Here is a 13,079-nt window from a genome sequence, read left to right as displayed (position 1 = left end):
GGACCGCACGAGGGCCCGCGGCGACCGGGGGCCGAGACGAGCACGTCCGGCGCGTCCGGCTCCCCGCAGACCGGCGTACGCCGGCCGCGGCCCGGGCCCTCGTGCGGTCCGTCCTCACCGAGGCCCACCTGGACCAACTGGCCAACGAGGCCATGCTGCTCACCACCGAACTCTCCACCAACGCGGTGGAGCACGCCCGCACCGAACTGGACGTCGAGGTGGTCGCCGACCCGGTCGGGATCACCGTCACCGTGTCGGATTTCGCCGCCGGCCCGGTGGAGGAGCTGACCGTCGGGGTCCGCAACGACGCCACCGACATCGACGAGGTCTCCGAGCGCGGCCGGGGGCTGCTGCTGGTCGACCACTTCGCCAGCCGCTGGGGCACCACCTACCTGCCCACCGGCAAGGGGGTGTGGTTCCGGCTGGACCTGCCCGGCCCGGCCACGGGCACCCGGCACGCGCGGGTACCCGCCGCGGCGACCGCCGGAGGCGGCGCACCGGCGACCCCGGAGAGCTCCGCGCCGAGCGCCGGGGCCATGAGCGAGCTGATGCAGACCACCCCCGACCCGTACGCCGAGGATCCGCTGCCCGACTTCGCGACCAGCCTGCTCACCCGGGTGGCGGAGATGGTCGGCGCGGCGGGCGGGGTCGTGCGGCTGGACCGGGGGGACGGGCAGGGCACCCAGGTGCTGGCCCGGTACGGCCGCCAGCCCCGGCCCGGCAACGAGCTGCTCCGGGTGGCGCTGGCCGTGCACCGGCCGTACACCGGTGAACTGGTGCTGGACGCGGCACCGTCGGCGTACGCGCGACCGCTGGCCGTGCTGATGGCCGAGCGGCTCTCGCTGCACCTGGAGAACGACCGGCTGCGCCGGGCGGACGTCCGCCGGCAGGCCTGGCTGACCTTCCTCGCCGAGGCTAGCGAGCTGCTCGCGCAGTCGCTGGACGTCGAGTTGACCATGGCGCTCGTCCCCCAGCTCGTGGTGCCCCGGCTCGGGCAGTGGTGCGCGGTCCACACGACCGACGAGTGGGGCCGGCTCCGCCTCGCGGCGGCCAGCCACGCCGACGAGTCGGTGCTGCCCCAGCTGCACCAGGTGCTCGCGGAGACCGGCCCGGACTCGGTCCAGGCCCGGCTGCGCGAGGCGTCCCGCAACGGCACCCAGGTGCCGCTCGGCGCGCCGATGGAGGGCTTCGCCGTCCCGTTGATCGCGCGGGGTCAGCGGCTGGGCACCCTGGCCGTCGGCCGGCACCAGCGACACCGGCACGACCCGGACGAGGTCGCCGTGCTGGAGGACGTCGCCCGGCGGTCGGCGCTGGCGATCGAGAACGCCCGGATCCACGCCGAGCGCCGGCGCGTCGCGCACACCCTCCAGCAGTCGCTGCTGCCGCCGGTGCTGCCCGTGGTCGAGAGCATCGGCTTCGCCGCCGAGTACGTCCCGACCGGCGGCGACGTCGACGTCGGCGGCGACTTCTACGACGTGGTGCCCCTGCCGGACGGGCGCTGGCTGGTGGTGATCGGCGACGTCTCGGGCAAGGGGGTGCAGGCGGCGACGGTCACCGGCCTGGTCCGCGACGTCATCCGGGTGCTGGTGGGCGACGGCAAGCCGCTGCCGGAGGCGCTGGCCCGGGTCAACGAGACGCTGCTCGAGCGGGGCGGCGGGCGCTACTGCACGCTGGCCCTGGCGGCGGTCGGCCCCGGCGACGGCGACCGGCTCGACGTGTCCCTGCACCTCGCCGGCCACGACCGGCCGGTGCTGCTGCCCGCCGGCGGCGGGGCGCGTTTCGTCGGCATCGGCGGCACCGCGCTCGGCCTGCTCGACTCGATCGCCTCCCCGACGGCCGAGGTGCCGCTCGCCCCGGGGGACTCGCTGGTCTTCTACACCGACGGTGTCACCGAGCGGCGGCGCGGCCGGGAGCTGTTCGGCACCGAGCGGCTGCGTGACGCCGCCGCCCCGCTGGCCGGCTACCCGGCCGACGTGATCGCGGCCCGGCTCCGCTCGACGGCGATCGGCTTCTCGGCCGAGGCGCCCCGCGACGACATCGCCATCCTGGTGCTCCGCAACGACGCGACCTGAGCAGCGGTCGCCGGGCCGGCACGGGTCGCGGCACCGTGCGGCGTCGACGGCCCGGCGCGCCGCGATCGGGTCGGACGTTCGCGGCGGCGGGCACCGGGACGGACGGCCGGTCGAGCAGGCGGACCAGCCGACGCCGCCGGAGGAGTTCGCTAGGTTGACCGCATGTCGAGCACCGTCCATGCATCCGCCGAGCGGCCGCCGCTGCTGCGCAGCGTCCTCGCCGCCCAGTCGGCGCTGACTGCCGCCTTCGTCGTCGTCCTCACGCTCTGGTTCGGCCGGATGGCCGCCGCCGGGGTCGGCCCCGAGGAGATGCGCAGCGGGGCGTACGCCCCGAAGGACCTGGTGCCGTTCGGCCTGAGCGGAGCGAACCCCCTCACCTGGCTGTACGGCGCGGTGTCGCTGCTCTACCTCGCCGGCCTGGTCGCCGGGCCGCTGCTGGCGGTCCACGGCGTGGTCCTGCTGGCCCGGGACCGGTCGGCCATGTCCCGCCGCACGTGGCGGGTGCTGCTCGCCCTGACCGTCGGCGCGGTGGTCGTGGCCGCGAGCCGTTTCACGCCGGTCGGCGCCGACCTGCACGGATGGTGGTTGGACTGAGCCGCGCGCGACCCCGGCCGCGCCGCCCTCCCGCCCCGCTCGCGCCGGGAGCTGGCCGGAGCGGTCAGAGGCCGCCCGGGAGGCGGCCCGGGGCGAGGCGGCGGTGGGGATCGAGGTGTTCCTTGGCCGCGCGCAGCCGGGCCAGCCCGGCCAGCTCGCCCCACAGGTCGACGGCCCGCCGGACGGCGGCCGGCGCGGAGACCACCACGCACCGGCCCTGCCGGGCGAGGAGCACGCCCCGGACGGCGGCCAGGATCGACGCCACCCGGTCGGGGGACATGGCAGCGGGCAGGGCCGCGTGCACCACGCCGAGGCCGGCGGAGCCGCGCACCGGGACGGGGCCGCCGGCGGCGTCCCGCAGCGCGTAGACGGCGGCGTGCAGGTCGGCGATCGGCACCTCGATGCGCAGCGCCGTGTCGCCCGGGCCGAACGGATAGCGCCGCCACCACTCGGGCGCGGCGTGGCTGGCGCCCGCGCCCGGGCCGAGGAGCGCGACGAGCCGGTCTGCGCGCTCGGCGACATCGGCCGGGCCGCCCTCCAGCAACACCACCAGCCGACCGGCGCCGGCCGGGCCGCCGCCGGCGCGCCCCGCCATGGACGGGTGCGCGGCCATCGCGGCGGCCCGGCTGCCCTGGCGCGGCCGGGGTCCCGCGCCGGCCGGCAGGTCCAGCTCGACCGCCGCCGGGTCGAGGCGCGCGGCGAGCACGGTGCGGACCAGGTCGTGCACCTCCAGCGGGGTCCACACCGGTCGGCTGACCCAGATCCGGCCGGCCGGGACGGCCTGCACCCGCAGGGTCGCGGAGACCAGCACGCCGAGCGCCCCCTGCGAGCCGCAGAGCAGCCGGGCCAGCTCCAGCCCGGCCACGCCGCCCCCGGCGTCGACGAGCTCGCCGTCACCGTCGAGGTAGCGCACCCGGACGAGCTGGTCGCAGGGGCTGCCGTGGCGGTGCCGCAGCGGTCCCGCCTCGCCGGCGGCGAGCACGCCGCCGAGGGTGGCCCCGGGCGAGGGGGCGTCGAGCGCCAGGCGCTGCCCGGTGCGGTCCAGAGTGGCCTGCACCGCGCGCAGCGGGGTGCCCGCCCCGACCTCGGTCGTGGGCGCGCCGACCGGCTCGTGCCCGATCCCGGCGAGCCGGCCGGTGTCGAGCATGATGTCGACCCGGTCGGGGGCGGCACCCCAGTCGATCTTCGTGCCGGCGCCGCGCGGCACCACCGTCAGGTCGTGCCGGGCGGCGAGCCGCAGCACCTCGGCCGCCGCGCGCGTGCCGCCCGGGACGGCCACCCAGCGGGCCGGGCGGCCGGCCACCTCGTCGGCGGGGCCGGCGAAGCGGGCGAACGGCGGGCCGCAGATCTCCGTCAACCGCCGCGTGATGTCGAGGGCTCCGGGCCGGTCGGTGGAACTCGCTGCAGCCGCCATGCCGGCCATCGTACACATGTTCGAAAGATGGGGCGGCGGGTCGCCGACGAGGCCGCGCGGCGGGCGGCGCGCGGCCGGTAACGTGGCGCCGTGACCACCGAGACCCCCGTGCCCACGGCGAAGCGGGTGCCCAGCGAGCGCACCCACCACGGCGACACCGTCGTCGACGAGTACGCCTGGCTCACCGGCAAGGACGACCCGGAGACGATCGCCTACCTGACCGCCGAGAACGCGTACACCGAGGCCCGGACGGCGCACCTCGAAGGGCTGCGCGCCGACCTGTTCGAGGAGATCCGCCGGCGCACCCAGGAGACCGACCTGTCGGTGCCCGGCCGCAAGGGCGGCTACTGGTACTACACCAGGACGGTCGAGGGCCAGCAGTACGGCGTGCAGTGCCGTCGGGCGGTCCGGGACGGCGAGACCGAGCCGCCGGTCAGCGCGGACGGCGCGCCGCTCGACGGCGAGGAGGTGCTGCTCGACGGCAACCTGCTCGCCGAGGGGCACGACTTCTTCGCGCTCGGCGCGTTCGACGTCAGCCCGGACGGGCGGTGGCTGGCCTACTCCACGGACTTCTCCGGCGACGAGCGGTTCACGCTGCGGGTCAAGGACCTCTCCACCGGCGAGCTGCTGCCCGACGAGGTGCCCGACACGTTCTACGGCACCGCCTGGTCCACCGACGCCTCCGTGCTGTTCTACGTGACGGTGGACGAGACGTGGCGCCCCAACCGGGTCTGGCGGCACACCCTGGGCACGGCGTCCACGGAGGACGTGGTGGTCTACCAGGAGGACGACGAGCGGTTCTGGGTCGGCGTGGAGCTGAGCCGCTCGGAGCGGTTCGTCCTCATCGACGTGCACAGCAAGATCACCAGCGAGGTGCTGGTGATCCCGGCCGGCAACCCGACCGGCGCGCCGGCCTCCGTGGCGCCCCGGCGGCAGGGCGTCGAATACACCGTCGAGCACCACGGGCACCGCTTCCTGATCCTGCACAACGACGGCGCGGAGGACTTCGCGCTGGCGTACACCTCGGCGGACGCGCCCGGTGACTGGGTGCCGCTCATCGAGCACTCGCCCGGCACCCGGCTGGAGGCGGTCGACGCCTTCGCCGACCACCTGGTCGTCTCGCTGCGCACCAACGGGCTGACCGGGCTGCGGGTGCTGCCCGTCGGCGGCGGCGACGCCTTCGACATCGACTTCCCGGAGCCGCTCTACAGCGTCGGCCTGCACGACAACCCGGAATACCGCACCGGGCAGATCCGGCTCCGCTACGCCTCGCTGGTCACCCCCGACTCGGTCTACGACTACGACCTGGTCACCCGGCAGATGGTGCTGCGCCGGCAGAAGCCGGTGAAGCCCGGGCCGGACGGGCGGGCGTACGACCCGGCCGACTACGAGCAGCACCGCGACTGGGCGCTCGCCGACGACGGGACCCGGGTGCCGGTCTCGCTGGTCTGCCGGGCCGGCACGCCGAAGGACGGCTCCGCCCCCTGCGTGATCTACGGCTACGGCTCGTACGAGGCGAGCATGGACCCGTGGTTCTCCGTCGCCCGGCTCTCCCTGCTGGACCGGGGCGTCATCTTCGCCGTCGCGCACACTCGGGGCGGCGGCGAGCTGGGCCGCAGCTGGTACGACCAGGGCAAGCTGCTGGCCAAGAAGAACACGTTCACCGACTTCGTGGCCTGCGCCCGGCACCTGGTCAAGGCGGGCTGGACGACCAGCGACCGGCTCGTGGCCCGGGGCGCCTCGGCCGGCGGGCTGCTGATGGGGGCGGTCGCCAACATCGCCCCGGACGCGTTCGCCGGGATCGTCGCGCAGGTGCCCTTCGTGGACGCGCTCACCTCGATCCTCGACCCGTCGCTGCCGCTGACCGTCACCGAGTGGGAGGAGTGGGGCAACCCGCTGGCCGACCCGGAGGTCTACGCCTACATGAAGTCCTACACGCCGTACGAGAACGTGCGGGCGGTGGACTATCCGGCAATCCTCGCGGTGACCAGCCTCAACGACACCCGGGTGCTCTACCACGAGCCGGCGAAGTGGATCGCCCGGCTGCGGGCGGTCGCCCCGCAGGGCGACTACCTGCTGAAGACCGAGATGGGCGCCGGCCACGGCGGTCCCAGCGGCCGTTACGACTCCTGGCGCGAGGAGGCGTTCGTCAACGCCTGGATCCTCGACCGCCTCGCCCGCGCCTGAACGGGGTCGGGGAGGGCCAGCACCGACGAGGGCCCTCCCCGACGCCCGCTCAGCGCAGGACGCCCGCCAGCACCGCCGGGTCGACGTTGCCGCCGGTGACCACGGCGACCGTACGGCCGGGCGGCAGCTCGGCGGCGCGGAACAGCCGGGCGGCCACCGCCACCGCGCCGCTCGGCTCCACCACCAGGCGGGCGTCGGAGACCAGCCGGCCCATCGCGGCGCGGATCTCCTCCTCGGTCACCGTGACGATGCGGTCGAGCCGTGCCCGCAGGTGGGCGAGGGTCAGCTCGGACGGCGGCAGGCGCAGCCCGTCGGCCATCGTCCGGTAGGTGCGCTCCTCGCCCCACGCCACCACCGACCCGGCCGCCAGCGACTCCCGCGCGTCGGCGGCGAGTTCCGGCTCGACGCCGATCACCGTCGCCGCCGGGCGCAGGGCGGTGACCGCGGTCGCGACGCCGGAGGAGAGCCCGCCGCCGCCCACGGGCACCAGCACCACGTCGACGTCGGGCAGGTCCTCGACGATCTCCAGCCCGACCGTGCCCTGCCCGGCGATGACACGCCGGTCGTCGAAGGGCGGCACCAGCAGCGCACCCGTCGTCGCGGCGATCCGCTCCGCCTCCGGCCCGCGTTGCGGCGGCGGCACCAGCAGCACCTCGACGCCCAGCGCCCGGATCCGGTCCACCTTCGCGGCCGGGGCGCCCTCGGGCACCACGATCCGGCACGGCACGCCGGCCGCGCGGGCCGCGTACGCCAGGGCCAGGCCGTGGTTGCCGGAGGAGTGGGTGACCACCCCGCGCGCCCGCTCCTCGGGCGTCAGCCGGGCGACCGCGTGGGTCGCGCCGCGCAGCTTGAACGACCCCACCGGTTGCAGGCTCTCCGGCTTGAGCCACAGCTCCGGGTCCCATCCGGTGCGCAGCAGCGGGGTACGCGACACGATGCCCACGATGTCGGCGGCGGCGTTTCGGACGTCGTCGATCGAGACCAGCTCCATCGGCCCATCCTGCCCGATCGCGCGGCCGATCAGTCGAGGCAGAACTCGTTGCCCTCGGGATCGGCCATCACGATGTGGCCGGCGCCGAGCGGGGGTTCGGGCTCGTGGCGCCGGAGCCGGGTGGCGCCGCGGGACACGAGCCGCTCGGCCTCGGCCTCCAGGGCCGCCATCCGCGCGTCACCCTCCAACCCGGGGGCGGCCCGCACGTCGAGGTGTACGCGGTTCTTGGCCTGCTTGCCCTCCGGTACCCGTTGGAAGAACAGCCGCGGCCGGGCGCCCTCGGGGTCGACCAACCCCGAGGCGTCGTTGCGGTTCTCGGGCGGCACGCCCATCGCCTCCAGTGCCTGCTCCCACGTCTCGAAGCCGCCGGGCGGGGCCTGCAACTGGTAGCCGAGGACATCGGCCCAGAACGTTGCCAACCCGGCCGGGTCGGCGCAGTCGAAAGTGATCTGGACGTCGCGCGCCATCTCAGCTCGCCTCCTGTCGGGTCTGCCCATGAGTGTGCAGGTGGAGGTCGCGCAGCAGGCACACTTCGGACAGATGGTGGATCATCTCGCGGTTGATGTGCAGCACCAGCTCCGCCAGGGAACGCTCGGCGTACGGGCCCTCGGCCTCCCCGCAGCGCCGGGCGAGGCCGCTCTCGCCGAGGGACTCGACCCCGGTCTGCCACGCGGCGTACTCGGTGTCGAGCTGGTCGAGCGCCTCGGTCGCGGTCGGGGCGTACTCGAACGACTGGTAGTCGGTGGGCGGGCGGCCGAAGTGCGTGGCGTTGCGTACGGCGAGCACGCCGACGATCACGTGCCCGAGTCGCCAGGCGATCGTCGTGAACGGTGCCGGGTCGGGTGTCGGCATCGCGAAGTCGATGGTCATCGCGCCGGCCCCCGCCTGCACCGGCGCGGCGCTGGTGCCGCGCGGGCGCACGTTCCAGCAGCCGGGTGCCGGCTCCCAGAAGTACTCGTCGTCGGTGAGTCCGTCGAGGCGGTCGCGCAACTGGTTGGCCCAGTGCCAGGCGAGCTGGTCACGGAGCAGGGGGTTCCAGGTCTGGTCGGTCATGGCCCCAGCCTCCCGTGGATAGCGGACAGGATCGTTCCGTAATCCATGCAACGATGAGCCGGTGACCGTGGAAGCGACGACCGAGCGGGTGCTGCGCCTGCTGGCGCTGTTGCAGCGACGGCCGTCCTGGACCGCCACCGAGCTGGCCGCCGAGCTGGGGGTCACCGACCGCTGCGTACGCCGCGACGTGGAGCGGCTGCGCGCGATCGGCTACCCCGTGCACGCGACGGCGGGCGTCGGCGGCGGCTACCAGCTCGGCGCGGGCACCCGGCTGCCGCCGCTGCTCCTCGACGACGAGGAGGCGATCGCGACGGCGGTCTCCCTGCGGCTGGCCTCGGGAGGCACGGTCACCGGGGCGGGCGAGGCGGCCCTGCGGGCCCTCACGAAGCTCGACCAGGTGATGCCGGCCCGGCTGCGCGCCGAGGTGCGGGCCGTGCACGGCGCCACCGAGACCCTCGTCGGCCCGGCGGTCGAGATCGACGCGGAGCTGCTGGTGACGCTCGCGCGGGCCTGCCGCGACGCCGTGCGGGTCCGGTTCCGGTACGCCGGCCGCGACGGCGGGGAGCACGAGCGCACGGTCGAGCCGGTGCGGATGGTCACGACCGGCCGCCGCTGGTACCTCATGGCCTGGGACGTCGACCGCGCCGACTGGCGCACCTTCCGGCTGGACCGGATGCGCGAGGTGGCGGCGACGACCTGGCGCTTCCACGCGAGGGAGCATCCGGATCCGGTCGCCTACGTGCAGCGGTCCGTGACCGGGGCGCCGTACCGCTATCTCGCCCGGGTGCGGTTGCGCGCCCACCCCGACCAGGTGCGGAAGCTGGTGCCGCCCCAGGTGGGGCGCGTCGAGGACGATCGCGACGGGTGGTGCGTGCTCGCCATCGGCGGGGACGACCTGGACTGGCTGGCCATGCACGCGGCCCGGCTGGGCTTCGAGGCGGAGGTGCTGGAGCCTCCGGAGCTGCGGGAGTCCGTCGTCGTGCTCGCCCGCCGCCTCGCGGCGATGGCCGGCACCGGCTGACCCGCCCGCCGCCGCACGGCGATGGCCAGGACCGCCGGCCCCGCAGCACCTAGACTGCCCGGGTGACCGGGGCCGGCGAGGTGGACGACGACGAGCCGGCCGAGGGCGTACCGGCGTCGGGGTGGCGGGCGGCGGCGCGCGACCGGCGCGTCTGGGCGATCCTCGCGGTGGTCGCGTTCCTGCTGGTGTGCTGCTGTTCCGCCGCCGCCGGGACACTGCTCGCGCTCTCCGCCGGCCTGTTCGCCGCCTGACGCGGCACCGGGGCCGTCCCGCGCCCGGCTCAGGTCACCCGCAGTTCCTCGACGGCCGTGCTCGCGCGCAGGAAGAGCAGGCCGACGCCGACCGTCGCCAGCACCCCCGCCAGGGCGCCGGCCCCGAGCAGGGCCAGCTGTTCCAGCGGTACGTCGGGCGGCACGGTCACGTCCGGCATCGCCACGACCCGGGTGTGGCGCGCCCGGGTGGCGGGGTCGGCGCAGAGCTGCGCGGTGGCGTCGCAGACCTCGTTGTAGTGCTCTGCGGTCGGCGTGCGGAACAGCCCCCGGGCCAGCAGCAGGCCCACGGCCAGCGCGACGGCCACCGCCGGCACGGCGGGGGCCAGCGACTGCCAGGCGATGGACCGGCCGAGCGTGGGCCGGGGCACCCCGGTCGCCACCAGGGCCGCGTACGCGCGCCGCCGGGCGGTGATCCCCTCCACCATCGCGACGACCAGCCCACCGGCGGCGACCAGCATGGCCACCGCCACCGCCAGGTCCACCAGGTCCATGGTCCGCAGGTAGAAGCCGTCGTCGCCGGCCAGTCCGCCACCGGTCCGGCGGCTCAGCTCGCCCGCCGCGACGAAGTACTCCCGCAGCCCGGCCGCGCCCGCGCCGAGGAGCACCGCGGCCAGCAGGGCGGCGAAGGTGCGGCTGCCCGCCCACGGGTCGGCCGTCAACCGGCGGGCGGCGAGCAGCGCGGCCGGCCCTCGGGCGTAGCGGTGCAGCATCCGCCCGACCGTCCAGGAGATCCAGCCGGTGCCGACGACCACCCCGATCATCGCGGCCAGCCCGCCGCTGAGCAGCAGCGCCGGCACCAGCCAGGACGGCGGGTCGGTGTCGCGCCGGTCGTAGAGGCGGGTGACCGGTTCGACGGCGACGAAGGCGGCCAGCCCGGCGCCGATGAGGACGCCCGCCCAGGGTCGGGGGCCGCGTTCCCGGCGGTGCGTACGCAGCACGCCGAACGGGGTCGTGCTCACCCGGCGCAGCATCAGCGCGGTGGCCAGTGCCGCCACGACCGGCAGCCCCGCCAGCACCGCCACCAGCACGCCGGGGGTGGGCAGCACGTCGGTGGGGAGGACGAGCCGGCCCCGGGCGTCGGGCCGGTCGAGCAGCTCCCGGCCGACGAAGTGGACCGACGCGCCGGCCAGCGTGCCGAGCAGGCTCGCCAGGCCGGCCTCCAGCACGGCGATCCGGGTCACCTGGCCGGGGGTGGCGCCGGCCAGCCGGAACGCGGCCAGTCGGCGGTCCCGCGCCGGGGCGCCGAGCCGGGCGCACTGCCCGGCCAACGCCAGCACGGGAATCATGAGCAGCAGCAGGGCGAAGGCCGTGCCGCCGCGCAGCCCCGGCTCGACGAGCAGCTGGTTGGCGTACTGGTGGGACCAACGGCTGCCGTTGCCGTTGCCGTCGGTGGCGGGCGGGGTGGGGATGGCCAGCACGGTGAACGCGGCGAGGGCGACGAGGGTGGCCAGGGCGGCGCTGAGCGCGGTCAGCGCCACCCGGGCGGTGTCGGTGCGGGTGCCGGCCAGGGCGAGGCGTACCAGCGTCGACGGTCTCACCGGCGGCTGCCCGGCAGCGGGGTGTCGAGGCCGAGCCCGGTGTGGTCGACCATGCCGTCGCGGAGGATGACCTCGCGGTCGGCGTACGCGGCGATCTGCGGCTCGTGGGTGACCAGGACGACCGACGTCCGCTGCTCGCGGGCGAGCCGGACCAGTTGGATGAGCACCTGCTCGCCGGTGAGCGTGTCCAGCGCGCCGGTCGGCTCGTCGGCGAAGAGCACCCGGGGCTCGGTGACCAGCGCCCGTGCCATCGCGCAGCGCTGCTGCTGCCCGCCGGACATCTCGCCCGGCCGGACGTCGGCCAGGTCGGCCACGCCGAGCCGGTCCATCCAGGACAGCGCCGCCGTCCGCGCCTCCCGCCGCCGGGTGCCGGCGAGGAGCAGCGGAAGGGCGACGTTCTCGGCGGCGGTCAGTTCGGCGACGAGCTGGCCGAACTGGAAGAGCACCCCGAACTCCGTGCGCCGCAGCCTGGATCGTGCCGCCTCGGACCAGGTGTCGATCCGGTGCCCATTCCAGCTCACCTCGCCGGCGTCCGGACGCAGGATGCCGGCGAGGCAGTGCAGGAGGGTGGACTTGCCGCAGCCGCTCGGGCCGGTGACGGCGACGATCTCCCCCTCGGCGACGTCGACGGTGACGCCGCGCAGCGCGGGTGTCCGCCCGTAGGCCTTGACCACGCCGCGAGCCTGAAGTTGCGTCACGAGTGCACCTCCCGGTGCCAGTCGGCGACCCGGCCCAGGGTGCTCTGCAACCACCGCAGGTCGGCGTCGAGATGGGCGATGGCGAAGTCGGCCGCGACGATGTCGTCGAGGCTGGCCGAGGGCGCCGTCTTCACCGCGGTCAGCTCGCGCAGCCGCTCGGTGTGGGCCTGTCGCTGGGCGACGAGGTAGGTGCGGGCCCGGTCCGCGTCGGCCACCAGCAGCGCCACGACCACCTTGGCGAAGAGCGTGCTGGCGACGTACGGCATCGGCGGCTCGACCTCGGCGAGCCACCGCTGGAGCGCGGCCCGGCCGTCGGCGGTCAGCGAGTACGCGGTGCGGTCGGGACCGCCTTCGCGTTCCTGCCCGGCGGGTGCCACCAGGCCGTCCCGCTGCAACCGGCCGAGGGTCGAGTAGACCTGCCCGAAGGCCAGCGGCTTGACGCGGGGCAGGCGCTCGTCGTGGGCGCGCTTCAGCTCGTAGCCGTGCCGGTTGCCGGCGGCCAGCAGGCCCAGCAACACGTGCGGTGTGGACACCGCGTCACTATTCACCCGGTGAATAGTGACTGTCAAGGAGGCCCGCGCGGCGGGGGTGCCGCGCGGGCCTGGTGGCGCTTCGAGGTCAGGCGCCCGCCGACCAGCCCGGGTCCCGGCCGGTCAGGGCGAGCAGACGGTCGATCTCCGGGGCGTCCGACGACGACGTCCCCACCGGCTCCCCGAAGACGCCCTGCTTCCGGGCCATCGGGCCCATCTGCTCGGTCAGGGCGTACAGCGGGGGCAGCGCCTCCGGCGCGGGGCGGAACGGCTGCCCGGTGGCGACGGCCAGGTCCCAGGCGTGCACCGTCAGGTCGAGCAGCACCATGGTGCCGACCGTCTCCTGCGGAAGCCCCATCCCGGGCGAGACGCCCTCCAGCGCGGCCGGGTCCGACCACGCCTCGACCAGTTTCGCGGTCTCCGCCTCGAACCGGTCCCGCCAGCCCTCGGCCAGGTGGTCGGGCTTCTCCGCCCACTCCGGTTGCCCCCTGCCGGCGAGGGCCTGGAAGTTGACCACCACGTCGTAGAGGTGGTTGAGCAGGTCGCGCACGGCGTAGTCGCTGCACGGGGTCGGCAGGTCCAGTTGGTCGTCCGAGACGCCCCGGACCACCGCGACGGCACGGGGTGCCGCGGCTGCGAGCAGATCACCAGTCTTCGTGGCCATCAGCTCAGGGTACGAGGGTGGCCCCGACGTCGCCGCCCCGCGCGA

At 75.6% G+C, this 13,079-nt stretch carries 13 protein-coding genes; 5 read left to right on the top strand and 8 right to left on the bottom strand.

All coding sequences use genetic code 11. The annotated features are described in order from the left end of the window. Together F6X68_RS01970 and F6X68_RS01965 are read left to right on the top strand one after the other, a co-directional pair. Positions 1 to 2,072, top strand: a 2,072-nt coding sequence (locus F6X68_RS01970) for a SpoIIE family protein phosphatase (protein WP_151452610.1), incomplete at its 5' end; no start/stop codon positions are given. A 162-nt stretch (positions 2,073 to 2,234) separates the two neighbouring features. Further along, positions 2,235 to 2,666, top strand: coding sequence for a hypothetical protein (locus F6X68_RS01965; RefSeq protein ID WP_151452609.1), 432 nt, complete (start codon positions 2,235 to 2,237; stop codon positions 2,664 to 2,666). 64 nt (positions 2,667 to 2,730) lie between these two features. Here F6X68_RS01965 and F6X68_RS01960 read toward each other — a convergent pair whose 3' ends face one another. Continuing rightward, the gene (locus F6X68_RS01960; RefSeq protein WP_151452608.1) at positions 2,731 to 4,080 is read right to left on the bottom strand and encodes an FAD-binding oxidoreductase; all 1,350 of its coding nucleotides are present in this window, start codon (positions 4,078 to 4,080) and stop codon (positions 2,731 to 2,733) included. A gap of 90 nt (positions 4,081 to 4,170) precedes the next feature. On the opposite strand from F6X68_RS01960, the gene F6X68_RS01955 reads away from it, so the two are divergent. Further along, entirely contained in the window at positions 4,171 to 6,267 is a 2,097-nt protein-coding gene (locus F6X68_RS01955; RefSeq protein ID WP_151452607.1) for a S9 family peptidase, read from the top strand. Between the two features lie 49 nt (positions 6,268 to 6,316). Here F6X68_RS01955 and F6X68_RS01950 read toward each other — a convergent pair whose 3' ends face one another. The 3 genes from F6X68_RS01950 to F6X68_RS01940 are packed head-to-tail and all read right to left on the bottom strand — an operon-like array spanning position 6,317 to position 8,311. Further along, positions 6,317 to 7,258 (bottom strand): threonine/serine dehydratase, encoded by a 942-nt coding sequence (locus F6X68_RS01950; RefSeq protein WP_151452606.1) that lies wholly within the window; start codon positions 7,256 to 7,258, stop codon positions 6,317 to 6,319. 29 nt (positions 7,259 to 7,287) lie between these two features. Continuing rightward, on the bottom strand, positions 7,288 to 7,725 hold the full coding sequence (locus tag F6X68_RS01945) for a VOC family protein (protein WP_151452605.1): 438 nt from the start codon (positions 7,723 to 7,725) through the stop codon (positions 7,288 to 7,290). A gap of 1 nt (position 7,726) precedes the next feature. Continuing rightward, a complete protein-coding gene (locus F6X68_RS01940) occupies positions 7,727 to 8,311 on the bottom strand; it encodes a DinB family protein (RefSeq protein WP_151452604.1) in 585 nt (194 codons plus the stop codon). A gap of 61 nt (positions 8,312 to 8,372) precedes the next feature. Between F6X68_RS01940 and F6X68_RS01935 the strand changes: the two genes are divergently transcribed. After that, positions 8,373 to 9,332, top strand: a complete 960-nt coding sequence (locus tag F6X68_RS01935) for a YafY family protein (protein ID WP_192581233.1) — start codon at positions 8,373 to 8,375, stop codon at positions 9,330 to 9,332. A 62-nt stretch (positions 9,333 to 9,394) separates the two neighbouring features. After that, positions 9,395 to 9,583, top strand: a complete 189-nt coding sequence (locus F6X68_RS01930) for a hypothetical protein (protein WP_151452603.1) — start codon at positions 9,395 to 9,397, stop codon at positions 9,581 to 9,583. A 29-nt stretch (positions 9,584 to 9,612) separates the two neighbouring features. On the opposite strand, the gene F6X68_RS01925 is transcribed toward F6X68_RS01930, so the two are convergent. From F6X68_RS01925 to F6X68_RS01910, 4 genes are all read right to left on the bottom strand, one after another. Then, positions 9,613 to 11,142, bottom strand: coding sequence for an FtsX-like permease family protein (locus tag F6X68_RS01925; protein WP_151452602.1), 1,530 nt, complete (start codon positions 11,140 to 11,142; stop codon positions 9,613 to 9,615). Beyond that, positions 11,139 to 11,840 (bottom strand): ABC transporter ATP-binding protein, encoded by a 702-nt coding sequence (locus F6X68_RS01920; protein ID WP_151452601.1) that lies wholly within the window; start codon positions 11,838 to 11,840, stop codon positions 11,139 to 11,141. Before F6X68_RS01920 ends, F6X68_RS01925 begins: the two co-directional genes overlap by 4 nt. Further along, positions 11,837 to 12,373, bottom strand: a complete 537-nt coding sequence (locus F6X68_RS01915; protein ID WP_151452600.1) for a PadR family transcriptional regulator — start codon at positions 12,371 to 12,373, stop codon at positions 11,837 to 11,839. The genes F6X68_RS01920 and F6X68_RS01915 overlap by 4 nt, the downstream gene beginning before the upstream one ends. Positions 12,374 to 12,458: 85 nt before the next feature. After that, entirely contained in the window at positions 12,459 to 13,034 is a 576-nt protein-coding gene (locus F6X68_RS01910) for a TIGR03086 family metal-binding protein (RefSeq protein ID WP_151452599.1), read from the bottom strand. Between the last annotated feature and the right edge of the window lie 45 nt (positions 13,035 to 13,079).

It is taken from the genome of Micromonospora sp. AMSO12t (assembly GCF_008806585.1).
Taxonomy (GTDB): Bacteria; Actinomycetota; Actinomycetes; order Mycobacteriales; family Micromonosporaceae; genus Micromonospora; species Micromonospora reichwaldensis.
The sequence above is the reverse complement of the archived record's forward strand: the minus strand, read 5'-3'. Positions and strand labels throughout refer to the sequence as shown.

Bases quoted from the DNA above. Each gene is read 5' to 3' on its own strand.
- F6X68_RS01965 (WP_151452609.1), top strand. From the start codon at position 2,235: ATGTCGAGCACCGTCCATGCATCCGCCGAGCGGCCGCCGCTGCTGCGC.
- F6X68_RS01960 (WP_151452608.1), bottom strand. From the start codon at position 4,080: ATGGCGGCTGCAGCGAGTTCCACCGACCGGCCCGGAGCCCTCGACATC.
- F6X68_RS01950 (WP_151452606.1), bottom strand. From the start codon at position 7,258: ATGGAGCTGGTCTCGATCGACGACGTCCGAAACGCCGCCGCCGACATC.
- F6X68_RS01945 (WP_151452605.1), bottom strand. From the start codon at position 7,725: ATGGCGCGCGACGTCCAGATCACTTTCGACTGCGCCGACCCGGCCGGG.
- F6X68_RS01940 (WP_151452604.1), bottom strand. From the start codon at position 8,311: ATGACCGACCAGACCTGGAACCCCCTGCTCCGTGACCAGCTCGCCTGG.
- F6X68_RS01910 (WP_151452599.1), bottom strand. From the start codon at position 13,034: ATGGCCACGAAGACTGGTGATCTGCTCGCAGCCGCGGCACCCCGTGCC.